The sequence below is a fragment of the Pseudoxanthomonas sp. GM95 genome, from assembly GCF_900109775.1.
Lineage (GTDB): Bacteria > Pseudomonadota > Gammaproteobacteria > Xanthomonadales > Xanthomonadaceae > Pseudoxanthomonas_A.
Genome location: NZ_FOAX01000001.1, coordinates 674,853 through 700,328 on the forward strand (window position 1 = coordinate 674,853; position 25,476 = coordinate 700,328).

Sequence of the window (25,476 nt, forward strand, 5' to 3'; positions counted from 1 at the left end):
CCGATGTTTCGGCCGCGATGGTTGAGCGGCGGCTAGGTGTGGAACCGGCCGCTCGGCGTGGATGGGGCACCGGGCGGAGTAGGAAAAAAAACGCCCGCATTAGGCGGGCGTCGATGTCGGAATTTGGTTAGGGGCTGTAGCGATGCAGGGACGAAGCTTCAGCGTTTGGCGTCTCGAGCCTGGATACCGAGGCCGGATTGCTTACGTGCTGACATCGCCCCACCGCCGCCTCCGGCAGCGCGGCGACCCCGGCCTTACATTCCCGCGTAGTTCGGCCCACCACCGCCCTGCGGCGCGACCCAGACGATGTTCTGGGTCGGGTCCTTGATATCGCAGGTTTTGCAGTGCACGCAGTTCTGCGCGTTGATCTGCAGGCGCGTGTCAGTACCTTCGCCCACGAATTCGTAGACGCCGGCCGGGCAGTAACGCGCCTCCGGCCCGCCGTAGGTGGCCAGGTTGATGTCCACCGGCACCGAAGGATCCTTCAGCGTCAGGTGCGCCGGCTGGTCCTCGTCGTGATTGGTACTGGACAGGAACACCGAGCTCAACCGGTCGAAGGTCAGCGTGCCATCGGGCTTGGGATAGGCGATCTTCGGCTGCTGGTCGGCCGGCTGCAGGCAGGCATGATCGGGCTGGGTGCGGTGGATGGTCCACGGCGCATTGCGCACGCCCAGCTTGGGCAGCAGCCACTGTTCGATGCCGGTCATCAGCGTGGCCAGGCTGCGGCCCTTCTTGAACCACTGTTTGAAGTTCTTGGACTGCTGCAGCTCGGCGTGCAGCCAGCTGGCCTCGAACGCGGCCGGGTACGCGCTCAGTTCATCGCCACTGCGGCCTTCGCCCAGTGCAGCGAACGCGGCTTCGGCCGCGAGCATGCCGGTCTTGATCGCGGCGTGGCTGCCCTTGATGCGGCTGGCGTTGAGCGTGCCGGCTTCGCAGCCGACCAGCGCGCCGCCCGGAAACACCAGCTTGGGCAGTGACAGCAGGCCACCGGCAGTGATCGATCGTGCGCCGTAACCGATGCGCTTGCCGCCTTCCAGGTATTTGCGGATGGCCGGATGGGTCTTGAAGCGCTGGAATTCCTCGAACGGGCTCAGCCACGGATTCTTGTAATCCAGGCCCACGACCAGGCCGATGGCGACCTTGCCGTCCTCGGCGTGATACAGGAACGAGCCGCCGTAGGTGTCGTCCTCCAGCGGCCAGCCGGCGGTGTGCACGACCAGGCCGGGCTCGTGCTTGGCCGGATCGATCTGCCACAGCTCCTTGATGCCCAGGCCATAGGCCTGCGGGTCCTTGCCGGCATCCAGCGAAAACTTGCTGATCAGCTGGCGGCCCAGCTGGCCACGCGAGCCCTCGGCGAAGATCGTGTACTTGGCGTGCAACTCCATGCCCAGCTGGAACTCGGCTGTCGGCTCGCCGTCCTTGCCCAGCCCCATGTTGCCGGTGGCGACGCCGCGCACCGCGCCGGCCTCGGTGTAGAGGATCTCGGCCGCGGCAAAACCGGGGAAGATCTCCACGCCCAGGCCTTCGGCCTGCGCGCTGAGCCAGCGCGTGAACGCGCCCAGGCTGATGATGTAGTTGCCGTGGTTGTCGAAGCACTCGGGCAGGAAGAACGCCGGGGTCGACTTGGCGCCGGTTTCGTTGAGGAACAGGAATTCGTCGCGGGTCACCGGCTGCTTGAGCGGCGCGCCCTTTTCCTTCCAGTCCGGAAACAGCTCGGTCAACGCGCGCGGATCCATGATTGCGCCGGAGAGGATGTGCGCGCCGGGCTCGGAGCCCTTTTCCAGCACGCAGACCGAGAGCTCGCGGCCGGCTTCAGCGGCCAGCTGCTTCAGGCGGATGGCCGTGGACAAGCCGCCCGGGCCGGCTCCAACGACGACGACGTCGTACTCCATCGATTCGCGTGGGCCGTATTGGGTCAGCAGCGCGTCCGGGGTCATGGCTGGCTCCGCGATGGGGCGTGGCAAAAGGGCGGCCATGATACTGGACGGACCCGTATGGGCCATGTCCTGCGATGGTCGAGTGCGGCGGCCGGGCAGGGCGCGGACGTTGCCTGCGGATTGGCGCCCGCGGCGGCGGCGGTCACACTGGCGCGATGTCGAACCTGCTGCTGCCGCCTGCCATCGCCCTGCTGGGTCCCACCGCCTCGGGCAAGTCCGCGCTGGCGCTGGACTGGGCGCAGCGTCTGGGCGGGGAGATCGTCAGCATCGACTCGGCGCTGGTCTACCGGCACCTGGACATCGGTGCGGCCAAGCCGACGCGCGCGGAATTGGCGCAGGTGCCGCATCACCTGATCGATGTGCGCGACCCGTGGCAGACCTACTCGGCGGCCGAGTTTGCCGCCGATGCGCGTGCGGCGGTCGAGGCGATCGTCGCGCGGGGGCGCATTCCGATCCTGGCCGGCGGCACCGGCTTGTACTTCCAAGCGCTGACCGAAGGCCTGGCCGACATGCCCGAAGCCAGCCCGGAGCTGCGCGCGGTCATCACTGCCGACGCCGCGGTGCGCGGCTGGCCGGCGCTGCATGCCGACCTGGCCCAGGTTGATCCGCAGGCCGCGGCGAAGATCAAGCCGACCGATCCGCAGCGCATCCAGCGGGCGCTGGAAGTGTTCCGCCTCAGCGGCCGGCCCATCAGCGCCTGGCAGCGTGATCCCACCGGTGCGCCCTTGCCGGTGCGGATGCTCAAGCTGGTGCTGGCGCCGGCCGATCGTGGCGTGCTGCATGGACGCATCGAGCGCCGCTTCGACGCGATGCTGGGCCAGGGCTTCCTCGATGAAGTGCGTGACTTGCGCGCGTTGCCGCAGATGCAGGTCGCGCCGGCGCCGCTGGACCTGCCGGCGGTGCGCGCGGTCGGTTATCGCCAGGCCTGGCAATTCCTCGATGGGCAATGCGACGCGGCGACGTTCCGCGAACGCGCCATCGCCGCGACCCGCCAGCTGGCCAAACGTCAGCTCACCTGGCTGCGTGGACGGCACGACCTGCGCTGGTTCGACCCGGCCACGCAGCAGGATCGGCTGGAAGACGCGCTGGCGTTGTTCCTCGGTCGCTGAAACGCGACCGCGTGGCTGGTCAATCGGCGGGGCTTGTGTAATATCCGGTCACCGGTTGCGGTTCGGGGATGCGGTAGCTGCGCCGGCCCATTAAAAGAAAAGAACAGTCCCATCAAAGAATGGGCGGGAGTTTTTCGCATGTCCAAGGGGCAGTCCTTGCAGGACCCTTTCCTGAACGCGTTGCGGCGCGAGCGGGTGCCGGTCTCGGTCTATCTGGTCAACGGCATCAAGCTGCAGGGCACGATCGAGTCGTTCGACCAGTTCGTGGTGCTGTTGCGCAATACCGTCAGCCAGATGGTCTACAAGCACGCCATTTCCACCGTGGTGCCGGCGCGCAACGTGCGCGTGGGGCCGGGCGGTGGTTACGTGCAGCCTGGCGCCGATGGTGCCGATGCCGACCCTGACGACGTCGAAGACGACGAATAAACCGCACGTGGCACCGGTCATCCGGTGCCGCCAGTGCCTGCCGCACGTCGGCCGGTTCAGGCGTAACGGTTGAATGAGGCGCCTCCCGTCACCATGCTGGGGGCCTCCTTGTTGATGCCGTGAACAATGCCGACCGAGCTGTTTGAACGTTCCCGCAAGGGCGAACACGCCCTGCTGATCCAGCCCGTCCGCGGGGGCAGCGCCGCCGTGGCCGGCGATGAGGATGCCGCCGAGGAGTTCACCGAGCTGGCGCGTTCGGCCGGTGCGACCATCGCCGCGCTGGTCACCGCGCGCACCGACAAGCCCAGCCCGTCGACCTTCATCGGCAGCGGCAAGCTGGAAGAGGTCAAGGCCGCGGCCGATGCCACTGGCGCCGACCTGATTCTGGTCAACCATTCGCTGACCCCGGGCCAGGAACGCAACCTGGAAAAAGCCCTGGAGCGCCGCGTGCTGGACCGCACCGGGCTGATCCTGGACATCTTCGCCCAGCGCGCCCGCAGCCACGAAGGCAAGCTGCAGGTCGAGCTGGCCCAGCTGCGGCACATGGCCACGCGCCTGGTCCGCGGCTGGACCCACCTGGAGCGCCAGCGCGGTGGTTCGATCGGCCTGCGCGGCCCGGGTGAAACCCAGCTGGAAACCGACCGCCGCCTGCTGCAGAAGCGCGTGGACCAGCTGCAGAAGCGGCTGGAAAAAGTCGAGGTGCAGCACACCCAGATGCGCCGCGCCCGCGTGCGCAGCGAGCTGCCGCGCGTGGCGCTGGTCGGCTACACCAATGCCGGCAAATCGACTCTGTTCAACGCGATCACCGGCGCCGAGGCCTACGCGGCCGACCAGCTGTTCGCCACGCTCGATCCCACCGTGCGCCGGGTGAACCTGGCCGGCGGCAGCGTGGTGCTGGCCGATACGGTGGGCTTCGTGCGCGACCTACCGCATGAACTGGTGGCCGCCTTCCGCTCGACCCTGTCCGAAGCGCGCGAGGCCGACCTGCTGCTGCACGTGGTCGACGCGGCCGATCCGCTGCGCGAGGAGCGCATGGCGCAGGTGGACCTGGTCCTCAACGAGATCGACGCCGGCGACATCCCGCAGCTGCTGGTGTTCAACAAGATCGACCGCATCGAAGGCGCGCAACCGCGCCACGACGCGCCCGAAGGCGACCTGGACGGCGACACCGTGCCGGGCACGCTGGGCCTGGCGCGCGAGCGCGTGTGGATTTCCGCCCGTGATGGCGTCGGCCTGGACCTGTTGCAGGAAGCCCTGGCCCAGCGCCTAGGCCTGCAGCGCATTCGCGGCGAGGTGCTGCTGCCGCCGACCGCGGGCCGCCTGCGCGCGCGCCTGTTCGACCTGGACGCCGTGCGGGGGGAGGAGCCTGACGAAGCCGGCTGGCGCCTGACCTTGGACATGGCCCGCACCGACGCGGAGAAGCTGCTGTCGCAGCCGGGCGGGGATGCGCTGCGGGTATTGCTGCCGGCGGTGGAAGTGGAGCATTGGGAGGCATAAGCCTTTCGCTCTTTTCTTCTTCTTCGCTCGCGTGGCCTGGATTGCGAGCGCTGCGTTTGCGAAGAGTTCGTTTTCTCTTTTGAAGCAAAGGCTTTCGTGCGGCTTCGCCGCTCGACCTACTTTCTTTGCGTGTGCAAAGAAAGCTACGCAAAGAAGCGTTTTTCCACAGACGCATGTCTGGTCAACACACTCCGGACGGCACGCCTGCGCTACGCGCAGGTCCGCTACGGGGACGAAGGATTTTTGGATGGGACATCCTGTCCCGTCCAAAAACGACGTGCATCCATGCACGTCGCCCTGCGGGTCTTTGCCTCGCCCCTTCGCCGTGCCTCACGGAGACCTGAAAGCGCAGGCAAGAGCAGCACCGCGCGTGGTGCCGCTTTTGCTGTTGCTGTTGCTCTGCTCCTGATCTTCAGCGCCTTTAAAGCGAGCCGAGCACCGCAGGCTGATCGGGCCGAAGAGGCGCCCTGTTTGAGCGAAGCGAGTTTGGGCGCCGTGCCCGATCAGACGAGGAGCACAGGGGACCGGGCCGAAGGCCCGGCGAGTGTCAGGCGCTGGCGGTTTTGCTTCCTTTTGCCAAGACAAAAGGAAGGCGCGCCGCGAAGCGGCGTGAAAGCTCTGCTTTAGAGCATCTCCAAAATCGCGGGGACGAAACGGCGATTAGTGCTGCAAGAAAAAAGCTCAGGCCAAAGCACTCAGCCGAGCATCAGCCCAATCACGGCACCAACCGCTCCAACCCAACCCGCGCCAGCACCACATCCCATGGAAACAACGGCCCCGGATCCCGCTTCCGCGACACCAGCACCGAGGGATCATCGTCGGCGGCGATCTGGTCACGATCCAGGTCCTCATGCCCCGCAATCCAGCGCAACGCCGGCAGCGTCTTCTGCAAGTGCGACAACAACGCCACCAGCGCGTCGAGTTGCACGTCGGGATACGGCACCGACATCGCCTGGTGATCCGCGTGCAGCCAGTGCGGATAGCGGCCGATATTGACCAGCTCGATGCCGACGCTGCGCGGGTTGTAGCCGCGCACGTGGTGGGCGGTGCGGGTGGGGGCGATCCATTGTTCGGTCGCGCCATCGCGATCGATGTACCAATGGCCGCTGTTGCCGGTACCCGAGGCGTAGCGCACTTCCTCGCCGAAACGCCGGGCCATGGCCAGGTCGGGCAGTTCGGTGCAGTGGATGACCACCAGGTCGACCTGCGCCAGTGGGCGGGTGTCGAGCAGGCCCTCGTAGGGCAGCGGGTCCACGGTGATCGGCAGGGCATGCGACATGGCCGCAGATGCTACACGCGCCCATCCCGGGCGAGGTGCCCGCCGCAGCCCCCGGACGGGGCGCGGTAAACTGCGCGCCCCGGCGTCCCGCGCCGTCGTCGTGTGCGCCGCCCATGCCTTTCAATCCCGATTCCCCGCTGGCCAAGCTGATGGCCACCCTGCCGCGTGCCGGTGCGGTGGAATGGATCGGCGTGCGCCCGGCGCGCGACGTGCCGATGACGTCGATCGAGCGGGTCCAGGCCAAGGCCGGCGCCGGCCTGACCGGCGACCGCTACAAGGGCGGCAGCGGCAAGCGCGGGCTGACCCTGATCCAGGCCGAGCACCTGCCGGTGATCGCGCAGCTGGCTGGGCTGGACGCGGTCGCAGCCGCGACCCTGCGCCGCAACGTGGTGGTCTCGGGCATTCCGTTGATCGCCTTGAAGGAGCGTCGCTTCCGCATCGGCGACGTGGTGCTGGAAGGCACCGAGCCCTGCGATCCGTGCTCGCGCATGGAAGACGCGCTGGGGCCGGGTGGCTACAACGCCATGCGTGGCATGGGTGGGCTGTGTGCGCGGATCATCGAAGGCGGCACCTTTGCCGTCGGCGATGCGGTGGTGCCGCTGTGATCCGCGGCCACGTCATCCTCTCGCACGGCTTCGAAAGCGGACCCGACGCGACCAAGGTCACCGCCCTGGCCGAAGTCGCCGAGGCCGCCGGCTGGACCCACGAGCGCCCGGATTTCACCGACCTGGACGCAATGACCGAGTTCGGCCAGCTGGGCGATGTCGGCGCGCGCCTGGTGCGCCTGCGCACGCTGGCCGAAGCGGCGGCCAAGAAGGGCCCGCTGGTGCTGGTCGGTTCCAGCCTGGGTGCCTACACCTCGGCGCAGGTGTCGCTGCAGGTGCCGGTGCATGCACTGTTCCTGATGGCGCCGCCCACGGTGCTGGGGCCGATGCCGGTGCTGGACGCCGCGCAGGTGCCGGTCTCGATCATCCACGGCTGGGACGACGAACTGATCCCGGCCAAGAACGTGGCCGACTGGGCGCAGGCCCGCCGCGCGCGGCTGCTGCTGGTCGACGACGACCATCGCCTGTCCAACCACGTCGACGCCGCGGCCCAGGCATTTGCCCAGCTGCTGGCCGGGCTCTGAATTCCAGCGCGGCGCGTGGCGTCGCGCGCTGTCTTTCCCGCTTCCGCACCTGCGGAGGCGATGCATTTCCTAGAGGTTTCAAGTGAAGTTCTACGTTTCCTGCGCCAAGGGCCTGGAGTACCTGCTGGTCGATGAGCTGCTGGCGCTGGGCGCCGCGAAAGCCACGGCCACCGTCTCGGGCGTGAATGCCGAAGGCACGCTGCACGATGCCCAACGTGCCGTGCTGTGGTCGCGCCTGGCCAGCCGCGTGCTGTGGCCGATCGGCGAGTTCGAGTGCCTGGACCAGGACGCGCTGTACGACGGCGTCTACGCGCTGCCGTGGACGCAGCACCTCACCTCCGAGCACACCCTGGCCGTGGACGCACACGTCTCGGGCGAGGTGATCACCCATGCGCGCTTTGCCGCGCAGCGGGTCAAGGATGCGGTGGTCGATCACCTGCGCACGGCCGGCTTCGAGCGGCCGTCGGTGGACGTGGACGATCCGGACGTGCGCATCAACTTCTCCCTGCGCAAGGGACGGGCGACGATCTCGATCGACCTGGGCGGCGGTCCGCTGCATCGCCGTGGCTGGCGCCGAGTGCGCAACGATGCGCCGTTGAAGGAAAACCTCGCCGCGGCCGTGCTGATGCGCGCCGGCTGGACCCAGTCCTACGCCGGTGGCGGTGGCCTGCTGGACCCGATGTGCGGCAGCGGCACGCTGCTGATCGAGGGCGTGCTGATGGCCGCCGACGTGGCGCCGGGCCTGCAGCGCCACGGCAGCCTGCCACCGACACGCTGGCTGGGCTTCGACGCGGCGCAGTGGGACAGCCAACGCGAGCAGGCACGCGAGCGCGAAGCCAAGGGTCGTGCCGCACTGCCGGCGCAGGTCGCTTTCGGCAGCGACATCGATCCGCGTGCGATTGAAGCGGCCCGCGAGAGCGCGCGCGAAGCCGGCGTCGAGCACGTGATCGCGCTGCAGGTCTGCGATGTCGCCAAGCTGCCGGTGCCGCCGATCCGTCGCGGCGTGGTGGTCTGCAACCCGCCGTATGACGAGCGCCTGGCCGCCGACGCGTCGCTGTATCGCGCGTTGGGCGATGGGCTGCGCGGCGCGGTGCCGGACTGGCGCGCCAGCCTGCTGTGCGGCAGCGCGGACCTGGCGATGGCCACCGGCCTGCGCGCGCAGAAGAAGTACCAGCTGTTCAACGGTGCGATCGAGTGCGCGCTGATCTTCGTCGATCCCATCGCGCCGCCGCAGCGCGTGGTGCCCGATGCGCCGGCCGAGTTGAACGAAGGCGCGCAGATGGTGGCCAACCGTTTGCGCAAGAACATCAAGAAGTTCAAATCCTGGCGCCAGCGCGAGGACGTGGCCTGCTATCGCGTCTACGACGCCGACCTGCCCGAATACGCCGCTGCAGTCGATGTGTACGAGGAAGCCGAAGGCGCGCGCCGCACCTTCCTGCACGTGCAGGAATACGCCGCGCCGGCCAGCATCCCCGAGGCCGATACGCTGCGTCGTCTCAACGAACTGCTGGCTGCCGTGCGCAGCGTGTTCGCCGTGCCGCACGAGCAGGTGGCGATCAAGTCGCGCGCGCGCGGCAAGGGCGGCAGCAAGTACGGCCGCATGGGCGCGGGCAGCGAAGTGATCGTGGTGCGCGAGCACGGTGCGCGCTTGCGCGTGAACCTGTTCGATTACCTCGATACCGGGCTGTTCCTCGACCATCGTCCGCTACGCGGGCAGATGGCGGCGCAGGCGCGCGGCCGGCGTTTCCTCAATCTCTTCAGCTACACCGGCGTGGCCAGCGTGGAAGCGGCGGTGGCCGGTGCGGCCAGCACCACCAGCGTCGATCTGTCGGGCACGTATCTGCAGTGGTGCCAGGACAACCTGCAGGAGAACGGCCTGGGCGGCCAGCAGCACCAGCTGGTGCAGGCCGACACGCTGGCCTGGCTGGAAGCCGACCGTGGCCAGTACGACCTGATCTTCTGCGACCCGCCGACGTTCTCCAACTCGGCGCGCGCGGACGACTTCGACATCCAGCGCGACCACGTGCGCCTGCTGCGCTCCTGCATCGCGCGGCTGTCGCAGGGCGGGGTGCTGTATTTCTCCAACAACTTCCGGCGCTTCAAGCTGGATGCGCAGGGCGTGGCCGAATTCGCCGTGTGCGAGGAAATCAGCCCGCAGACCATCGGTCCGGATTTCGAACGCAATGCGCGCATCCACAAGGCCTGGCGCCTGACCCGGGCGTGATCTAGGCGGGCATGAGCTGACCCGGGCATGGTCGGCTAGCGCGCGAACCTGCGCGCGCCCGCCACGCAGGCCACGGCGCCGGCCATGACCCACAGCATGGTGGCGCTGACCGGCTCGTGCAGCAGTCCGGCGGCCAGCGCCAGGCCGAGGAAGGGCTGCAGCAGCTGGATCTGTCCGACCGCGGCGATGCCGCCCTGGGCCAGGCCGCGGTACCAGAAGATGAAGCCGATCAGCATGCTGAAAAGCGACACGTAGGCTAGGCCCAGCCAGGCTGCCGCAGGCACCGGCGCGAAGCTGTCCGGGCGCGACAGCCAGGCGATGGGCAGCATCAACGGCAGGGCCAGGTCCAGCGCCCAGCTGATCACCTGCCAGCCGCCGAGCTGGCGCGACAGGCGCGCGCCTTCGGCATAGCCCAGCCCGCAGACCAGCACCGCGGCCAGCATCAGCAGGTCGCCGGTGGCCGAGGCCTGCAGGCCGCCCATCGCCGCGTAGCCGATCACCAGCGCGCTGCCCAGCAACGAGCACGCCCAGAAGCCCGGCCGCGGCCGTTCGCCCCCGCGCAAGACGCCGAACACGGCCGTGCACAGCGGCAGAATGCCGACGAACACGGTCGAATGGGCTGAGGTCACGTGCTGCAGGGCCAGCGCGGTCAGCAGTGGAAACCCGATCACCACGCCCAGCGCCACCACCGCCAGGCTGGCCAGCTGACGGCGCTCTGGCCGGGGCTGGCGCAGCAGCATGAGCAGCGCGATGGCCAGCGCGGCGGCGATGCTGGCGCGGGCACAGGTCAGGAACACGGGGCTGAAACCGGTCACCGCGACGCGAGTCGCCGGGAGCGAGCCGGCGAAGATCGCCACGCCGATCCCGCCGTTGAGCCAGCCGCGTGTGCTGTTGTCCATCGTGTTGTTCTGCCTGGGTAGGGGCAGGCCAGTAGGCCTGCGCCGGGCTGCGCATCCTAGTTACAACCCAATACAATCTGGCTGAACTGTTTTCTTGATTGGCCAGTACGGTGACGGCATGACGCGCAATGGAACCCGGATCGAACTGGTGATCGACGCCGTGAGGCAGGGCATCGCCTCGCGCGCACATCCGCCTGGCGCGCGGTTGCCTTCAGTCCGCCAGCAGGCCGGTCGGCTGGGCGTGTCGGTGTCCACGGTGGTTGAGGCTTACGAACGTCTGGCGGCCGAAGGCCTGGTGCAGCCGAGGGCGGGCTCGGGCTTCTACGTGCAGGGCGCGGTGGCGCCTCTGGCGCTGTCCGGGCTGGCGCCGCGGCTGGATCGACAGGTCGATCCGCTGTGGCTGTCGCGGCAATCGCTGGAAGCCGACGCCGAGGTGCTCAAGCCCGGCTGCGGCTGGCTGCCGCCGACGTGGATGCCCGAGGCCAGCATGCGCCGGGCGCTGCGCCAGATCGCGCGCGGCGATGCCAGCGCGCTGTGCGATTACGGCAGTCCGCTGGGCCTGTCGGCGCTGCGCGTGCTGCTGGCGCGACGCATGGCCGGCGCGGGGATTGCCGCCCAGCCCGAGCAGGTGCTGCTGGTCGAATCGGGCACCCAGGCCGTCGACCTGGTCTGCCGCTTCCTGCTGGAGCCGGGCGACACGGTGCTGGTCGACGATCCCTGCTATTTCAATTTCCATGCGCTGCTGCGCGCGCATCGGGTCAAGGTGGTCGGCGTGCCATACACGCCGGAAGGGCCGGATCTGGAGGCCTTCGCCGAGGTGCTGCGCGCCCAGGCGCCGCGGCTGTACATCACCAATTCCGGCCTGCACAACCCGACCGGCGCCACGCTGTCGCCGCGGGTCGCGCACCAGGTGCTGAAGTTGGCCGAGCAGGCGGGAATGCGGATCGTGGAGGACGACATCTTCGCCGACTTCGAGACCACGCCCGCGCCGCGGCTGGCCGCGTTCGACGGGCTGTCGCAGGTCATCCACGTCGGCAGCTTTTCCAAGACGCTGTCCGCGGCGATGCGTTGCGGCTACATCGCCGCGCGGGCCGACTGGATCGAGGACTTGACCGACCTGCGCATCGCCACCAGCTTCGGCGGCGGACGGCTGGCTTCGGAGGTGCTGCTGGCCGTGCTCACCGATGGCGGCTATCGGCGCCATGTCGAGGGCCTGCGCGCGCGACTGGCGATCGAGATGCGCCGTGTGATCGAGCGGCTGGCGCCACTGGGCATCACGCCGTGGCATGTGCCTTCGGCGGGCATGTTCGTCTGGTGCCGGTTGCCCGAGGGCGTGCAGGCCACGCCGCTGTCGCAGCATTGCCTGGCCCGCGGCGTGGTGCTGGCGCCGGGCAATGCCTTCAGCCCGGGGCAGCGGGGCGGCGACTTCCTGCGCTTCAACGTGGCCCAGTGCAGTGCGCCGCGGATCTTCGAAGTGCTGGCCGACGGGCTGGCCCGGCAGCGCTGACGCCGCCCCTGGCGGAAAACAGCATCCGCCGGGCGCATCACTGCGACTGCGCACAGGCGGGGTGGGGCCGGTATGGTGTCCGGCCGTTTTTTCGAACCTGCCCGCGCCATGTCCAGCCACGCCGTCCCCACCCGCAACGATGCCAAGGTCCTGGGCCTGTCGGCGCTGGGCGGTGCGCTGGAGTTCTACGACTTCGTGGTCTTCGTCTTCTTCGCCAAGACCCTGGGGGCGCTGTTCTTCCCGGCCGACATCCCGGGCTGGCTGGCCCAGCTGCAGGTGTTCGGGATCTTCGCCGCCGGCTATCTGGTACGGCCGATCGGCGGAGTGGTGATGGCGCACTTCGGCGACCGCATCGGGCGCAAGCGCCTGTTTGCCTTCAGCGTGTTCCTGATGGCGCTGCCGACGCTGTGCATCGGCCTGCTGCCGACCTACGCCCACGTCGGCGTGCTGGCGCCGCTGCTGCTGCTGTTCCTGCGCCTGCTGCAGGGGCTGGCGATCGGTGGCGAGATGCCCGGCGCCTGGGTGTTCGTGGCCGAGCACGCGCCGCCCAGGAAGGTCGGCTTCGCCGTGGCCAGCCTGTCGGCCGGCATCAACGTCGGCACCCTGATGGGCTCGCTGATGGCCTCGGCGATGGCGCACTTCTTCACCCCGGCCGAGCTGGTCGACCATGCGTGGCGCATTCCGTTTTTGATCGGCGGGGTGTTCGGTTTCATCTCGGTGTGGCTGCGGCGCTGGCTGGACGAGACGCCGGTGTTCGCCCAGATCCGCGAGCGCCGCACGCTGTCGCGCCTGCCGATCAAGGACGTCCTGCGCGACTACCGCGGCGGCGTGCTGGTGTCGATGTGCGTGACGTGGGTGCTGACCGCCGGGATCGTGGTGGTGATCCTGATGACGCCGACGCTGATCCAGACCTCGTTCGGCATCGCTCCGGCGCTGGCCAGCGAAGGCAACGTGCTGGCCGCGGTGTGCCTGGTGATCGGCTGCCTGTGGACGGGAATCCTGAGCGATCGTATCGGCCGTGCGCCGGCACTACTGGTGGCCTCGCTGTCGCTGCTGGTCGGCGTGTACCTGCTGTACTTCGACCTGGCCAACGGCGGCCGCCACTTCCTGCCGCTGTACGCGCTGGCGGGGTTCACCGCGGGCGTGGCGGGCGTGACCCCGGCCGTGATGACGGCTTCGTTCCCGGCGACGGTGCGCTACACCGGCCTGGCGCTGTCCTACAACCTAGCCTATGCGATCGCCGGCGCGGTGACACCGCCGCTGATCGGTTATCTCGCCGCGCGCGTGGGCGCAATGGCGCCGGCGCACTACGTGGCCGCCGTGGCGCTGGTCAACGCCGGCCTGGCGATCTACCTGTGGAAGCGCCCCGCAGTCGAATGAACCGGCACGCGCATCCGGGCAGCCAGCCCGCTATCGTGTGCCGCCTTTTGTCCTGACCGCGTTCCTGCCATGCCCACCGCCGCAACGCCGCTCCGCAACGATGCCAAGGTCCTGTCGCTGTCCGCGCTGGGCGGGGCGCTGGAGTTCTACGACTTCGTGGTCTTCGTGTTTTTCGCCAAGACCCTGGGCGCGCTGTTCTTCCCGGCGGACATGCCGGCCTGGCTGCAGCAGCTGCAGACTTTTGCGATCTTCGCCGCGGGTTACCTGGTGCGGCCGATCGGCGGCGTGCTGATGGCGCATTTCGGCGATCGCATCGGCCGCAAGCGGCTGTTCGCCTTCAGCGTGTTCCTGATGGCCGTGCCGACGCTGTGCATCGGCCTGTTGCCGACCTACGCGCAGATCGGCATCGCCGCGCCGCTGCTGCTCTTGCTGATGCGGCTGACGCAGGGCCTGGCGATCGGCGGCGAGATGCCGGGCGCCTGGGTGTTCGTGGCCGAACACGCGCCGGCCAACAAGGTGGGCTTTGCGATCGGCACGCTGTCGGCGGGCCTCAGCCTGGGCCTGCTGCTCGGCGCGCTGGTGGCCTCGGCGATGGCGCACTGGTTCACACCGGCGCAGCTGCTGGATCACGCGTGGCGCCTGCCGTTCCTGATCGGCGGCGTCTTCGGCCTGATCTCGGTGTGGCTGCGCCGCTGGCTGGACGAAACGCCGGTGTTCGCCCAAATGCGCGAGCGCAAGGCGCTGGCGACGCTGCCGATCCGCGATGTGCTGCGCGACCACCGCGCCGGCGTGCTGGTGTCGATGGGCGCCACCTGGGCGCTGACCGCGGCGATCGTGGTGGTGATCCTGATGACGCCGACGCTGGTGCAGTCCTCGTTCGGCATCGCGCCGGCGCTGGCCAGCGAAGGTAGCGTGTTGGCCTCGATCTGCCTGATCGCCGGCTGCCTGTGGACCGGCATGCTCTCCGACCGGATCGGCCGCGCGCCGGCGCTGCTGGTGTCTTCGCTGGCGCTGATGGTCGGCGTCTACCTGCTGTACCTCGACCTGGCCAACGGCGGCCGGTATTTCCTGCCGCTCTACGCGCTGGCCGGGTTCACCGCTGGCGTGTCGGGCGTGGCGCCGGGCGTGATGACCGCGGCGTTTCCGGCGCCGGTGCGCTTCACCGGGCTGGCGCTGGGTTACAACGCCGCCTATGCGATTGCCGGTGCGCTGACGCCGCCGCTGATCGCGTACCTGGCCGCGCGGGTGGGCGCGATGGCGCCGGCGCATTACGTGGCGGTGGTGGCGCTGGTCAACGTCGGCCTGGCGATCTACCTGTGGAAGCGCCCCGCGGCCGAGTGAATCAGGCCGCCTTGACCCGGCGATGCCCGGAGAGTTCGGCGCCCACGTCGTGGGTGAACTTCAGGTGCCACCAGGTCGAGGACAGCGACACCAGCGTGACCACGATGAAGGCCACAGAGAAGTCGCCCAGCTGCGGCGTCGGATCGTCGCCGAAGGAGATCGCCGCCTTCAGCACCAGCGCGCCCACGCACACGCCCACTGACAGCATCAGCTGCTGCAGCGTGGTGTAGAGGCTGGAGGCGTTGCTCATGCGGCGGGTCGGCACGGCCTCGTAGGCCACCGTGTTGTAGGCGGCGAACTGGAACGACATGAACGCCCCGCAGCACACCAGCAGCACGAACATCAGCGCGTCCGGCCAGCCCGGCCGGAAGAACGCGCACACCGCATAGCCCAGGCTGGCCAGCACGCCGTTGCCGATGAGCCCGCGGCGATAGCCGACCCGGCGCAGCAGGAACGGCGTCATCAGGCGCATCAGCAGCGCGCCGAGCGCGGTCGCCAATACCAGCCGGCCGGCATGCGCGGCGCTGTAGCCGAAGCCCAGCTGGAACAGCAGCGGCAGCAGGAACGGATGCGCGCCCTGGGTGACGCGCATCACCGAGCCGCCCATCACCGACAGCCGGAACGAATCGATCTTCATCAGGCTCAGGTCCAGCAGCGGCGCCGGATGCCGGCGCGCATGCCACACATAGCCGAACGCCGCCGCCAGGCTGACGCCCATCAGCGCCACCGCCGTGGCCAGCCCGTCGTGCTGGCTGACCATCTCCAGGCCGAACAGCCCGCACCCCAGGCACAGCCCGCACAGCACGAAGCCCAGCAGGTCGAACGGGGTCGGGTGGTCGGCCGCCTCGATGTAGGGGATGTACCTGCGCACCAGCACGAAGCCCATCAGCCCGATCGGGATGTTGATGTAGAAGATCCAGTGCCAGGTCCAGTAGGTCACCAGCAGGCCGCCCAGCGGCGGGCCCAACAGCGGACCCAGGAAGGCCGGCACCAGGGTCCAGGACATGGCCGAGACCAGGTTCTTGCGCTCGACCACGCGCAGCAGGATCAGCCGGCCCAGCGGCGCCATCATCGAGCCACCGGCGCCCTGCAGCAGCCGCGCGAACACCATCATCGGCAGGCTGTTGGCCAGTGAGCACAGCACCGAGCCGGCGATGAACACCACGATCGAGGCGCTGAACACCCGGCGTGCACCGTAGCGGTCGGCCATCGCGCCCGAAGCCGGGATGCCGATCGCCAGCGCCAGCAGGTAGCTGGTCATGGCGATGCTCATCTCCGGCGCGCTGGCGCCGAAATCGCGGGCCATGGCCGGCAGTGCGGTCGCCAGCACGGTGGCATCCAGCTGCTCCATGAAGATCGCGCAGGCGATGATCAGCGACACCAGCCGGTAGTCCGGCATCTTTTTCTTCGGCGCGGGCGAGGCCGGGAGATCGGCCAGCGCCTGTGGGGCAGCAGTCACGGTGTTTCGGGTCCTTGCCCTGGCCGCGTGCCGGGACAGGGGCACGAACGGGGGGCCAGGCGCGAGCAGGGGAGGTGCGCGCAGGATGCCGCACCGCAGCACGGTGAATTATTCGCCCCTTGGAGAGGCCGAGCAAGGCGGCGCCTGCGCTGGAATCCCACGATCCGGGCCGTCCTGGCCGCGTTGATCGGGTGGGAGCGCCTGCGGCGGCGCGCGTTCAGCCGGCCGGCACCGAGCAGCGGCGTTGTCTTCCTTCGCCGTGGAGCCGTCGACGTGCGCCGGCGTTGCGTTGTGAAAACGGTGGTCGAGATGCCCGGTCGACCGCTCGCTCGGGATCGCCCCGCTAGACCACGTCCATCTTCTGGATCAGGTCCTGCTCTAGGGTGAAGCGATGGCCGACCTGGTCATCGGCCAGCACCGTGCCGGTCAGATCCCGCACGACCTGATGCACGGTCACCTCGATCGTGCCGCCGTCCTCCAGCACAAATGCGACGGGCTCGACGTGCGGATCGATCTCGCTCCACTGCTCGGTCCAGTAGGCGCGGACTTCGTCGTGGCCGCGCACGAAGCCGCCCTTGAACGCACGCGGCCAGGCGACATCGGCCGTCATCAGCGCCAGCGCCGCATCGATGTTGCGGGTATTGAAAGCCACATAGGGGGCGCGCAGCAGCGCGATCTGGGCGTCGGTCGGGGCGGATATGTGGATTTCCTTGGGTGGTGAGGCCTTTTGCTCTCGCGGGCCTGCTGCAGACCGCGGATCGCGCCCGGCAGTTCCTTGAGATCACGACATTTCGCTGGAGACCAGAGGGTGATCAATTTGAGGCTTCGGGACCTCACCGGCAAACCCATCGCAGCAGCCCGTCGGATGAGGCCAATGTGTGGAAAACGTCAGCCTGATGGTCGGGTACGACGGAGCATCAGCTCACCCACAACACTTCTTTCTTCTCTATGCGCCAACTTGTCCCCGAGCGGATCAAGAGATGAAGTGTTCCAGAGCCGCATAGCGGCCCACAGTAATGGATGACATAAATCAGCGCTTGTCTTCCATTAACCGAAATGACTGGATTGCTGACCACAGCGAATCCTGCGCTATGCGGAAAGGTGCGATAAAAGCTTAACCAAGCGTCGTCAGGTCCGGAGGCCGACCCGTCGAAAATTCGCTCGATGACTTTGTGTGAACTGATGGTCGTATTGGGGATGCCACGCAGATCGAGTTTTTGAGCTGCGCGGTTGGCGAGCATCAGTTCTGTTCTGAACTTTCGGGAAGCAAACGCGTCAAATTCCGGGATCAGCACGCTATCCGTTCGAACTGATCCGCATACGCCGTCTGGCTTTTCTCCAAGGCATAGTGAGCGATCAACAAGAATGAGCGGCTGGTTTGCGGTTGGGGGTGAATGCTCGCCAGGAACGGGAGGCGGTGGTGGGAGACCGGAAAATTGTTCTCGCTCAAGTACGGTACTCAGGATGGCGATCGTCTCCCGTGGTGAGGCAGTGATCGGATCAGGACGCTCAGCTGAGAGATCGAGCTTGGTCTTCATCCAGTGAGCGGCCGGGATGGTGAAGACGGCGGCGATGAAAAAAATCGCCAGCAGGGCCGAAGTCCTTGGGATTCGTTTCCAGTGCATGTCGTCCGATCCTTGGATGCTTGTCTTGGCTGAATGATCTGCGCCTAATCCAGAGTAACAACCTGCCGGCCGAGAATCGCTTCCAGTGGAATAGAAACGCCGCCGCAGAAACCTGCGGCGGCGTTCGGGTCACGCATCAGGCGAGGCGGATCACTTCACCAGCGTGGCCGGGTCCTGCTTGGCGGTGATGGCGCTGCACAGGCCGATGCTCTCGCGGGCTTGCTGCAGGCCACGGATGGCGCCCGGCAGGTCCTTCAGGCGCGGCTCGAAGAACGCCTGCAGGCGGTCGGACTCGGCCGGGGTGCAGGCGCCAGCCGAGGCGGTGCGCGGCAGCGAGCCACCGGCGAAGGCGCCGACGCGGTCGTGAATGGCCTGGTAGTTCTGGGTGAACCAGGTCCACTGGGCATCGCGGTCGGCGACGGTGGCGTGCTTGCCGGCGGTCAGCACGATGCGCATCTCGCCGACCTTGACGTCCTTGCTCAGGCCGAAGCTGCGCACCTTGGAGGCCAGGGTAGGGTCCTCGGTGCTGGCCAGCGCGCCCAGCAGGGCATTGCGGTGGGCCGGGTCGATGATGCCGGGCAGGGCGGCCATCAGCTGGTCGACAGCCGCGGCGCCGTGTTCCTGCACGCTCACGCTCAGCGCGGTCTGCAACAGGTCCGGGTTGGCCTGGTCGAAGGCCAGCGTCTTGCCACCGGCCAGCACCGCGTCGCCCTGCTTGAGCAGCTCGGCACGGGCGGCCGGGACCTTCATCGTCATGCCCAGGAAGCCGGCCAGCTGCGCGCGCTGCAAGGTGTCGGTGCCTTCTTCGCCGGTCTTGCGCACGTAGCCCAGCTGCTGCAGGCGCGGCAGGTAGGCGTCCTGTGCCCAGGTGGTCAGGGCCGCGCGCTGGGCATCGGTCTTGGCCAGGCGGCTGTAGAGCCAGCTCAGGCTGTCGGTCGGCACGCCGGAGACTTCCGGCACCTTGGACAGGGTCAGCGGCTTGAGCGCGGCCAGCAGCTGGGCGGGGTTGAGCTCGCCCAGGCTGAAGGACGCATCCAGGCCGTCGCCGTAGGCCAGCTGCTCGGTGTCGCTGAGCTGGGGCACGCTGGCGGTCAGGGTCTTGAGCGCCTTGGCATCCAGGCCGATGCGGTAGTAGCCGGCAGCGCCGGCGTTGGGCATCACCCAGCCACCCTTCTTGGCGCCCGGCAGGGCCAGCGTGCCGCTGGCGGCCGACAGCAGGGTGCAGGTTTTGTCGCTGCCGCCGGCGGTCTGGTATCGCACGCACACCGGCACGCCCCAGGTCTTGGCCGAATCGCCGGTGCTGCCCAACGGCAGGTAGCGCTTCTGGGTCAGCTTGAGCACGACCTGGCCCTTGGCATCGGTCACCTCGGTGTGCACGTACGGCACGCCGGGCTGGTCGAGGAAGCTGTTGAACGCGGCGGTGAAGTCCGCGCCCTTGCCGGCCGCCGTGGCGATTGCGCTGACCAAGTCATCGGCGGTGGCATTGGCGAACTTGTGGGTCTGGATGTACTGGCGCATGCCCTTCTGGAAGGTGTCTTCGCCCACGTAGGACTCGAACATGCCCAGCACCGAGGCGCCCTTCTGGTAGGTGATGCCGTCGAAGGCGTTCTCGATGTCGCCGTTGCCGGTGATCTCCTGGCGCATCTTGCGCGTGGCGACCAGGCCGTCGCCGGACATCGCGCCCTGCGCGCCCAGCACGCGGTCCAGGTCGGCGCGGTATTCCGGGTGCACCTTCATCGTCACCTTCTGCTGCATCCAGGTGGCGAAGGACTCGTTGAGCCACAGGTCGTTCCACCAGGCCATGGTCACCGTGTCGCCGGTCCACTGGTGGGCCAGCTCGTGGGCGATGACGTTGAACGAGGAGCGCTTGTAGCGGGTGGCCGAATTTTCATCCAGCAGCAGCAGGAAGTCGCGATAGGTCACCAGGCCGGCGTTTTCCATCGCACCGGCCGAGAAGTCCGGCGCGGCCAGCTGGTCCAGCTTGTCCCACGGATAACCGAAGCCGTAGTAATCCTCCAGCGTGTGGATGATCACCGGCGTGGAATCCAGCGCGATCTTCATGCGCGGCCCCTTGCCATGGGGGGCGACGCCGCGCAGCGGCAAGGTGCCTGTGCGCTGCGGCGTGGCGGTGATGCCCGGGCCATCGACCACGTCCCACGGGCCCACGGCGAAGGCGATCAGATAGGTCGGCAGCGGCAGCGTGCGCGAGAAGGTCAGCGTCTTCCAGCCCTTGCCGGCCGCGGTTTCCTTGACCTGGGCCGTATTGGCCACGCCCTGCAGGTCCGACGGAATGGTCAGCTTGATGTCGTAGGGGGTCTTGAACGCCGGCTCGTCGAAGCTGGGGAAGGCAAAGCGCGCGCTGACCGGCTCCATCTGCGTCATCGCATACGGCTTGCCTTCGTAGGTGACCTTGTACAGGCCTTCCAGCTCGCCATTGAACGGCGCCGTGTAGGCGATGGTCAGGGTCAGCTCCTGCGGCTGCAGGGTGCTGCCGAACTCGATCCGCGCCACGCCGGTCTGCGCGTCGGCCTGCACGTACTTGGCCGGCTTGGGCTTGCCGCCGGCCGCGGTCACGGTGACCTTGTCGACGCTCAGTTCCTTGCCGTCGATCCACAGGTGGTCGCTGGCCTGGGTCAGCTTGACCCGGATGGTCGTGGTGCCGCTGAACTTGTCCTGCGACGGGTCGATCTTCAGGTCCAGCGCGTAATCCTGCGGCTGGGCCCAGGTGGGCAGGCGACCGGTCGGGGTTTCTTCGGCGGCAAAGGCGCTGGCGCAGCAGGCGGCCAGCGCCAGGGTCAGCAGCGGACGGGCAAGACGGGGCATCGGGAAGCTCCGGGTGGCGAAAAGAGACCGGCCACCGTGCCTGCCCGGCCGCGCGCCGGGCCAGTGCCACAAGGCATGGTCCGGCGGCGGCGTGCCAGCGGGGCTAGAACCCGGAAAACACCACGATCGCGTGCAGCACCAGTCCGATCAGGCCGCCGACCAGGGTGCCGTTGTAGCGGATGTACTGCAGGTCGCGGCCGACGGCCAGTTCCAGCACGTCGACCAGCTGGCGCTCGTCCCAGCTCTTCATGGTCTGGGCGATGTGGTCGGTGACGCCGTTGCGCAGGCGCGTGGTGAGGCTTTCGGCGGCGCTGGTCAGGTGGGTGTTGAGCGCATCGCGCAGGGCCTGATCGCGCACCAGCGATTCGCCAAGCGCCTGCAGCGAGCGCTCCAGGTGCTGGCCGAGGGTGGAGTCGGCTTTCTCCAGGTCCGCACGCAGCGCGGCGTGCACCTGGTCCCACAGTCCGCGCACGTAGTCCTGCACGGCCGGGTGGTCGATGAGGTTCTGCTTGATCTCCTCGACACGCCGCGCCAGTTCGGGATCGCTGCGCAGGCGCACGACGTAGCCGGAAAGCCATGACTCGTAGTCCTGGCGCAGCGGATGGCCGGGCGTGGACAGCACCATCTGCAGTTCTTCCAGCGCCGCGGCGGCCATGCGCTGGGCGAGCGAGTCGCCGATCTCTTCCACCGGCTTGATCAGGTCGACCGTGCCCATCAGCTTGGGCCACTCGCGCCGTGCATAGCGGACGATCAAGGCCGAGGCGCGGGCCTTGAGCGCTGGATCGTCGAGCCAGCGGCCGATGCGCTTGAGCGCTTCGTCCAGCAACTCCTGGTGGCGACCATCGGCGGTGAGGATGCCGAGTACTTCGCCGGCGGTGCCGGCGGCGTTCCAGCTGCGCAGGCGGCCGACGACGAACTTCTGGATCGCCACGCGCACGGCGGCCTCGTCCAGCAGGTCCAGCGCCTGCAGCGCCCAGCCGCGCGCCATGCCGGCGAGCATCTTCGATTGCGAAGGCTCGGACAGCCACTGGCCCAGGCGCGTGGCCGGGTCGAACACGCGCAGCTTCTCCAGCAGCGATGCCGGCGCCAGGAAGTGATCGCGCACGAACACCGCCAGGCTGTCGGCCAGCCGGTCCTTGCTGCGCGGGACGATCGCCGTATGCGGGATCGGCAGGCCCAGCGGCCGGCGGAACAGCGCCACCACCGCGAACCAGTCCGCCATCGCGCCCACGGCTGCCGCTTCGCAGAACGCCGCCAGCCACGCCCAGCCGCCGCGCAGGCCCATTGCATGGCTCAGCGCGAAGCCGGCCAGCATCAGCAGCAACAGGCCGAACGCGCCCAGCTTCATGCGGCGCAGGCGCAAACGGCGGGGATCGGTGGGCGTGCCAGTCAGCGGTGCGGGATCAGTCATGCGCGCAAGCCTAACGCGGGGCCTGCGAAGCCGCCGGCATGGGGCGGCCACGCACACGGCATCGGCCACTTCACACAGACTTCAAACAGCGCTCAAACCCTGTCCACGCAGGCCGCGCAGGCTGCACGCCATCACCCTGCGTTGGAGCCGTGCATGAAATCCCTGAAGCTGTTGTTGCGTTTTGCGATCGTCGGCGTGCTGGCGCTGGCGCTGCTGATTCCGCTGGCCATGATCCGCAGCAAGATCGCCGAGCGCACCGAATTCCGCGAACAGGCCGTGCAGCGCATCTCGCGCAGCACCGCCGGCGCGCAACGCCTGGTCGGCCCGCTGCGCGCGGTGCCGTACACCGATGTGCGGCAGGAAACTTGGACCGACGACAAGGGCGTGTCCCGCACCCGCGTCGTCCGCAATGAAGGCGTGCTGTTGCAGCCGCCGCTGAGCCTGGACGTGCAGGGCCAGCTGATCCCGGAGACGCGAAAGGTCGGCTTGTTCGAAGTGCCCACTTACAAGTGGGAAGCCAGGCTGGCCGCGCAGTTCGGCACCGCGCTGCCGCCGGTGCCCGCGGGCGAAACCCGCAGCTACGGCACGCCGTACCTGGTGCTGGGCCTGACCGACGTGCGCGGCCTGCTCGGTGCGCCGCAGCTGACGGTTGATGGCGTTGCGTTGCGTTTCGGGCCGGGTACGCGCGCCTTCAACGAGCGATTGGCGGGCGTCAGCGCCTCGCTTGCGCCGATCACCGGCAACACGCTGCCCGGCCGCGAGGTGCGTCTGAACTTCACCCTGGCCGGCACGCAGGGATTGGACGTGGTGCCGGTGGCTGACGACACCCAGGTGCGGATCAGCTCGGCTTGGCCGCATCCGACCTTCACCGGCGACTTCCTGCCGGTGAAGCGCACGGTGCAGGCCAGCGGCTTCACTGCGCAGTGGGCGGTGTCGTCGCTGGCCAGCCAGGCGCAGACCCAGCTGCAGCTGTTGAAGACCACTGAGACCGACTTGGATGCGTTGCGGGTCGAACTGATCGACCCGGTGGACGCCTACACGCTGGCCGATCGTGCGAGCAAGTACGGGGTCCTGTTCGTGGTGCTGACCTTCGTCGGCTTCGGCCTGTTCGAATTGATCAAGCGCCTGCCGATCCATCCGATGCAGTACCTGCTGGTCGGGCTGGCGCTGGCAATGTTCTTCCTGCTGCTGATCAGCCTGAGCGAGCACGTCGCGTTCTGGATCGCCTACGTGGTGTCCGCGCTGGCGTGCATCGGCGTGCAGTTCGTGTACCTGTCCGGCGTGCTGCGCAGCTGGGTGCGGGCGGCGGGCTTCGCCACCGGACTGACCGCGCTGTATGGCGCGCTCTACGGCCTGCTGATCTCCGAGGACAACGCGCTGCTGATGGGCTCGCTGCTGCTGTTCGGCATCCTGGCGGTGATCATGTGGGTGACCCGGCGCGTGGACTGGTACGCGCTGTCGGCGGAGCTGCGCTGATGCTGCTGCAGGGTCGCGCGGTGCGCCATGCCGCGCGGCGATTGCCGCAGGGGCTGGCGGTGGAAGGGCTGCGCGAGGGATCGGGCCTGTTGCCGCTCCTGCTGCCGCTGCGACGCGGATGTTCGGGCGCGGTGGTGTTCCAGCTGGCGGCGGCGACCGTGCGCGCCCTGCGCGAGCGGCCACGCGAGCTGCTGGGCGAAGCGCCGTCGCCGCGCGCGCAGGATGCCGCGGGCTATCGGCCGTGGCGCGCGCTGCACTCCGCCCGCTACGGCCTGCTGTGGCTCAGCGCGCAGCGGGAGCGATCCGCCTGGCTGGTGGTGGCGCCCGACGAAGGCGTGGCGGTCTACCTGTGGCGCGGGCGGCGTGCGGTAAATTGGCGGCATGATTTCGCCTGATCCCGCTTCTGCCATGCATCGCATCGCCGTACTGCGCGGCGCCGATGTCGCGCCGTACCTGGACGACGTCGCGCGCCTGCGCATCGCGGTATTCGCCGACTGGCCGTATCTCTATGACGGCAGCGCCGGTTACGAGCGCGACTACCTGGCTGCCTACGCGCGTTCGCCGCGCAGCGTGTTCGTGCTGGCATTCGATGGCGAGGCCGTGGTCGGTGCTTCGACCGGCCTGCCGCTGCTGGACGACACCGACGCGTTCTCCGCCCCCTTGGTGGCGCAGGGCATCGATGCCGGCAAGGTGTTCTATTTCGGCGAATCGGTGCTGCTGCCCGCCTGGCGCGGACGCGGCATCGGCCATGCGTTCTTCGATGCGCGCGAAGCCCATGCGCGCGCGTTGGGGGGCTTCGAGACCACGGCGTTCTGCGCGGTGGATCGCGAGGCGGACGATCCGCGTCGTCCCGCCGGCCATCGCGACAACGACGCGTTCTGGCACAAGCGCGGCTACGCGCGCCGCGACGGCCTGGCGGTCACGCTGCCGTGGAAGGAGCCGGGCCGCGGCGAGGCCATGCATACCCTCACGTTCTGGACCCGCGCCCTGGAGCCTTCGACATGAAAGTCGCCGTTGCCAAATATCCGGTCGGCCAGCCGCGTGACTTCGACGCGTTCGCCGAAAAACAGACCCATCTGCTGCAGCAGGCGGCCGATGCCGGCGCGCGCATCGCGGTGCTGCCCGAATACCTGTCGCTGGAACTGGCGGCGACCTTTCCCGTCGCGATCAGCGCAGACCTGATCGCCTCGCTGGAGGCGACGCAGGCCTACGTCGAAGACTTCCAGCATCTCTACGCCACGCTGGCCCAGCGCATGGGCCTGCACGTGGTCGCCGGCAGCTTCCTCACGGCGGTGGGCAACGGGCGCTATCGCAATCGCAGCCATTGGTTCACGCCGGATGGGCGCAGCGGCTGGCAGGACAAGCTGCAGTTGACCGGCTTCGAGAAACACACGCAGGTGATCGAAGGCGGCGACGCGCTGCGCGTGTTCGACGCCGATGGCCTGCGCGCCGGCATCAGCATCTGCTACGACGCCGAGTTCCCGCTGCCTGTGCGCGCCCAGCAACAGGCCGGCGCGCGGCTGCTGGCCGTGCCCAGCTGCACCGATACCGACGCCGGCGCCACCCGCGTGCGCGTGGGCTGCCTGGCGCGCGCGCTGGAGAACCGCATCTTCGTCGCCCAGTCGGTCACCGCCGGCATCGCGCGCTGGAGCCCGGCGCTGGACAAGAACACCGGCGAGGCCGCGCTGTACGCACCGATGGATGTCGGGCTGCCGGCCGATGGCGTGATCGCGCAGACCAGCGGCCAGCAGGTGTGGGCGATTGGCGAGCTGGACTTCGAGGCGCTGGAGGCCAGCCGCCAGCATGCGCAGGTCGCCAACGATCGCGACTGGATCGGCCAGGACGCGCCGGCGCTGCGCCGCGCTCGATTGGCGCCCTTCGCCTGACGGATTTGTCATCCGCACCCATGACCGATGGCGGGGCGATGGGCCGCGCTGGTCTGGCTAGACTCGGG

Annotated in this window: 21 protein-coding genes; 13 read left to right on the forward strand and 8 right to left on the reverse strand. The window is 68.5% G+C overall.

What is annotated here, in order from left to right:
* Positions 1-254: 254 nt before the first annotated feature.
* On the reverse strand, positions 255-1,937 hold the full coding sequence (locus BMZ17_RS03180; RefSeq protein WP_093135587.1) for an electron transfer flavoprotein-ubiquinone oxidoreductase: 1,683 nt from the start codon (positions 1,935-1,937) through the stop codon (positions 255-257).
* 155 nt (positions 1,938-2,092) lie between these two features.
* Between BMZ17_RS03180 and miaA the strand changes: the two genes are divergently transcribed.
* The 3 genes from miaA (at position 2,093) to hflX (ending at position 4,969) form a co-directional block, all read left to right on the forward strand.
* The gene (gene miaA / locus BMZ17_RS03185) at positions 2,093-3,046 is read left to right on the forward strand and encodes a tRNA (adenosine(37)-N6)-dimethylallyltransferase MiaA (RefSeq protein WP_093135592.1); all 954 of its coding nucleotides are present in this window, start codon (positions 2,093-2,095) and stop codon (positions 3,044-3,046) included.
* 138 nt (positions 3,047-3,184) lie between these two features.
* Positions 3,185-3,472: an RNA chaperone Hfq gene (hfq, locus tag BMZ17_RS03190; RefSeq protein ID WP_093135596.1), complete on the forward strand. Its 288-nt coding sequence runs from the start codon at positions 3,185-3,187 to the stop codon at positions 3,470-3,472.
* 138 nt (positions 3,473-3,610) lie between these two features.
* Positions 3,611-4,969, forward strand: a complete 1,359-nt coding sequence (gene hflX, locus BMZ17_RS03195; RefSeq protein WP_093138014.1) for a ribosome rescue GTPase HflX — start codon at positions 3,611-3,613, stop codon at positions 4,967-4,969.
* Positions 4,970-5,684: 715 nt separating this feature from the next.
* On the opposite strand, the gene BMZ17_RS03200 is transcribed toward hflX, so the two are convergent.
* Positions 5,685-6,248, reverse strand: a complete 564-nt coding sequence (locus tag BMZ17_RS03200) for an N-acetylmuramoyl-L-alanine amidase (RefSeq protein ID WP_093135600.1) — start codon at positions 6,246-6,248, stop codon at positions 5,685-5,687.
* A 113-nt stretch (positions 6,249-6,361) separates the two neighbouring features.
* On the opposite strand from BMZ17_RS03200, the gene BMZ17_RS03205 reads away from it, so the two are divergent.
* The 3 genes from BMZ17_RS03205 to rlmKL all read left to right on the forward strand — a co-directional run bounded on the left by BMZ17_RS03205 (position 6,362) and on the right by rlmKL (position 9,601).
* On the forward strand, positions 6,362-6,853 hold the full coding sequence (locus BMZ17_RS03205) for an MOSC domain-containing protein (protein WP_093135604.1): 492 nt from the start codon (positions 6,362-6,364) through the stop codon (positions 6,851-6,853).
* Positions 6,850-7,377: an alpha/beta hydrolase gene (locus BMZ17_RS03210; RefSeq protein ID WP_093135608.1), complete on the forward strand. Its 528-nt coding sequence runs from the start codon at positions 6,850-6,852 to the stop codon at positions 7,375-7,377. Before BMZ17_RS03205 ends, BMZ17_RS03210 begins: the two co-directional genes overlap by 4 nt.
* An 82-nt stretch (positions 7,378-7,459) precedes the next feature.
* Positions 7,460-9,601, forward strand: coding sequence for a bifunctional 23S rRNA (guanine(2069)-N(7))-methyltransferase RlmK/23S rRNA (guanine(2445)-N(2))-methyltransferase RlmL (gene rlmKL, locus BMZ17_RS03215; RefSeq protein WP_093135613.1), 2,142 nt, complete (start codon positions 7,460-7,462; stop codon positions 9,599-9,601).
* Between the two features lie 35 nt (positions 9,602-9,636).
* Here the strand turns inward: rlmKL and BMZ17_RS03220 are convergent, their stop codons facing one another.
* On the reverse strand, positions 9,637-10,500 hold the full coding sequence (locus tag BMZ17_RS03220) for a DMT family transporter (protein WP_093135618.1): 864 nt from the start codon (positions 10,498-10,500) through the stop codon (positions 9,637-9,639).
* 118 nt (positions 10,501-10,618) lie between these two features.
* On the opposite strand from BMZ17_RS03220, the gene BMZ17_RS03225 reads away from it, so the two are divergent.
* From BMZ17_RS03225 to BMZ17_RS03235, 3 genes are all read left to right on the forward strand, one after another.
* The gene (locus BMZ17_RS03225) at positions 10,619-12,007 is read left to right on the forward strand and encodes an aminotransferase-like domain-containing protein (protein WP_093135622.1); all 1,389 of its coding nucleotides are present in this window, start codon (positions 10,619-10,621) and stop codon (positions 12,005-12,007) included.
* A 108-nt stretch (positions 12,008-12,115) separates the two neighbouring features.
* Entirely contained in the window at positions 12,116-13,387 is a 1,272-nt protein-coding gene (locus tag BMZ17_RS03230; protein WP_217645723.1) for an MFS transporter, read from the forward strand.
* 69 nt (positions 13,388-13,456) lie between these two features.
* Positions 13,457-14,728 (forward strand): MFS transporter, encoded by a 1,272-nt coding sequence (locus BMZ17_RS03235; protein WP_093135630.1) that lies wholly within the window; start codon positions 13,457-13,459, stop codon positions 14,726-14,728.
* 1 nt (position 14,729) lies between these two features.
* On the opposite strand, the gene BMZ17_RS03240 is transcribed toward BMZ17_RS03235, so the two are convergent.
* The 5 genes from BMZ17_RS03240 to BMZ17_RS03255 all read right to left on the reverse strand — a co-directional run bounded on the left by BMZ17_RS03240 (position 14,730) and on the right by BMZ17_RS03255 (position 22,046).
* Positions 14,730-16,127 carry a DHA2 family efflux MFS transporter permease subunit gene (locus BMZ17_RS03240; RefSeq protein ID WP_093135635.1) on the reverse strand — a complete coding sequence of 466 codons (1,398 nt, stop codon included), beginning with the start codon at positions 16,125-16,127 and terminating at the stop codon, positions 14,730-14,732.
* 403 nt (positions 16,128-16,530) lie between these two features.
* Positions 16,531-16,839: a nuclear transport factor 2 family protein gene (locus BMZ17_RS03245; protein ID WP_217645724.1), complete on the reverse strand. Its 309-nt coding sequence runs from the start codon at positions 16,837-16,839 to the stop codon at positions 16,531-16,533.
* A gap of 265 nt (positions 16,840-17,104) precedes the next feature.
* Positions 17,105-17,812, reverse strand: a complete 708-nt coding sequence (locus BMZ17_RS20815; RefSeq protein ID WP_139202782.1) for a hypothetical protein — start codon at positions 17,810-17,812, stop codon at positions 17,105-17,107.
* A gap of 150 nt (positions 17,813-17,962) precedes the next feature.
* A complete protein-coding gene (locus BMZ17_RS03250; protein WP_093135644.1) occupies positions 17,963-20,635 on the reverse strand; it encodes a M1 family metallopeptidase in 2,673 nt (890 codons plus the stop codon).
* A 103-nt stretch (positions 20,636-20,738) separates the two neighbouring features.
* Positions 20,739-22,046, reverse strand: coding sequence for a DUF445 domain-containing protein (locus tag BMZ17_RS03255; protein WP_093135648.1), 1,308 nt, complete (start codon positions 22,044-22,046; stop codon positions 20,739-20,741).
* A 153-nt stretch (positions 22,047-22,199) separates the two neighbouring features.
* Here BMZ17_RS03255 and creD point away from each other — a divergent pair, with 153 nt between their 5' ends.
* The 4 genes from creD to BMZ17_RS03275 are packed head-to-tail and all read left to right on the forward strand — an operon-like array spanning position 22,200 to position 25,408.
* Entirely contained in the window at positions 22,200-23,522 is a 1,323-nt protein-coding gene (gene creD / locus BMZ17_RS03260) for a cell envelope integrity protein CreD (protein WP_093135653.1), read from the forward strand.
* Positions 23,522-23,917, forward strand: coding sequence for a hypothetical protein (locus BMZ17_RS03265; protein ID WP_093135657.1), 396 nt, complete (start codon positions 23,522-23,524; stop codon positions 23,915-23,917). Before creD ends, BMZ17_RS03265 begins: the two co-directional genes overlap by 1 nt.
* Before the next feature lie 13 nt (positions 23,918-23,930).
* Positions 23,931-24,527 (forward strand): GNAT family N-acetyltransferase, encoded by a 597-nt coding sequence (locus BMZ17_RS03270; RefSeq protein WP_093135665.1) that lies wholly within the window; start codon positions 23,931-23,933, stop codon positions 24,525-24,527.
* Positions 24,524-25,408, forward strand: coding sequence for a carbon-nitrogen hydrolase family protein (locus BMZ17_RS03275; RefSeq protein WP_093135676.1), 885 nt, complete (start codon positions 24,524-24,526; stop codon positions 25,406-25,408). The genes BMZ17_RS03270 and BMZ17_RS03275 overlap by 4 nt, the downstream gene beginning before the upstream one ends.
* Positions 25,409-25,476 lie beyond the last annotated feature (68 nt).

Bases quoted from the DNA above. Each gene is read 5' to 3' on its own strand.
- BMZ17_RS03180 (WP_093135587.1), bottom strand. From the start codon at position 1,937: ATGACCCCGGACGCGCTGCTGACCCAATACGGCCCACGCGAATCGATG.
- miaA (WP_093135592.1), top strand. From the start codon at position 2,093: ATGTCGAACCTGCTGCTGCCGCCTGCCATCGCCCTGCTGGGTCCCACC.
- hfq (WP_093135596.1), top strand. From the start codon at position 3,185: ATGTCCAAGGGGCAGTCCTTGCAGGACCCTTTCCTGAACGCGTTGCGG.
- BMZ17_RS03200 (WP_093135600.1), bottom strand. From the start codon at position 6,248: ATGTCGCATGCCCTGCCGATCACCGTGGACCCGCTGCCCTACGAGGGC.
- BMZ17_RS03205 (WP_093135604.1), top strand. From the start codon at position 6,362: ATGCCTTTCAATCCCGATTCCCCGCTGGCCAAGCTGATGGCCACCCTG.
- BMZ17_RS03220 (WP_093135618.1), bottom strand. From the start codon at position 10,500: ATGGACAACAGCACACGCGGCTGGCTCAACGGCGGGATCGGCGTGGCG.
- BMZ17_RS03225 (WP_093135622.1), top strand. From the start codon at position 10,619: ATGACGCGCAATGGAACCCGGATCGAACTGGTGATCGACGCCGTGAGG.
- BMZ17_RS03230 (WP_217645723.1), top strand. From the start codon at position 12,116: ATGTCCAGCCACGCCGTCCCCACCCGCAACGATGCCAAGGTCCTGGGC.
- BMZ17_RS03235 (WP_093135630.1), top strand. From the start codon at position 13,457: ATGCCCACCGCCGCAACGCCGCTCCGCAACGATGCCAAGGTCCTGTCG.
- BMZ17_RS03240 (WP_093135635.1), bottom strand. From the start codon at position 16,127: ATGCCGGACTACCGGCTGGTGTCGCTGATCATCGCCTGCGCGATCTTC.
- BMZ17_RS20815 (WP_139202782.1), bottom strand. From the start codon at position 17,812: ATGCACTGGAAACGAATCCCAAGGACTTCGGCCCTGCTGGCGATTTTT.
- BMZ17_RS03250 (WP_093135644.1), bottom strand. From the start codon at position 20,635: ATGCCCCGTCTTGCCCGTCCGCTGCTGACCCTGGCGCTGGCCGCCTGC.
- BMZ17_RS03255 (WP_093135648.1), bottom strand. From the start codon at position 22,046: ATGACTGATCCCGCACCGCTGACTGGCACGCCCACCGATCCCCGCCGT.
- creD (WP_093135653.1), top strand. From the start codon at position 22,200: ATGAAATCCCTGAAGCTGTTGTTGCGTTTTGCGATCGTCGGCGTGCTG.
- BMZ17_RS03265 (WP_093135657.1), top strand. From the start codon at position 23,522: ATGCTGCTGCAGGGTCGCGCGGTGCGCCATGCCGCGCGGCGATTGCCG.
- BMZ17_RS03270 (WP_093135665.1), top strand. From the start codon at position 23,931: ATGCATCGCATCGCCGTACTGCGCGGCGCCGATGTCGCGCCGTACCTG.
- BMZ17_RS03275 (WP_093135676.1), top strand. From the start codon at position 24,524: ATGAAAGTCGCCGTTGCCAAATATCCGGTCGGCCAGCCGCGTGACTTC.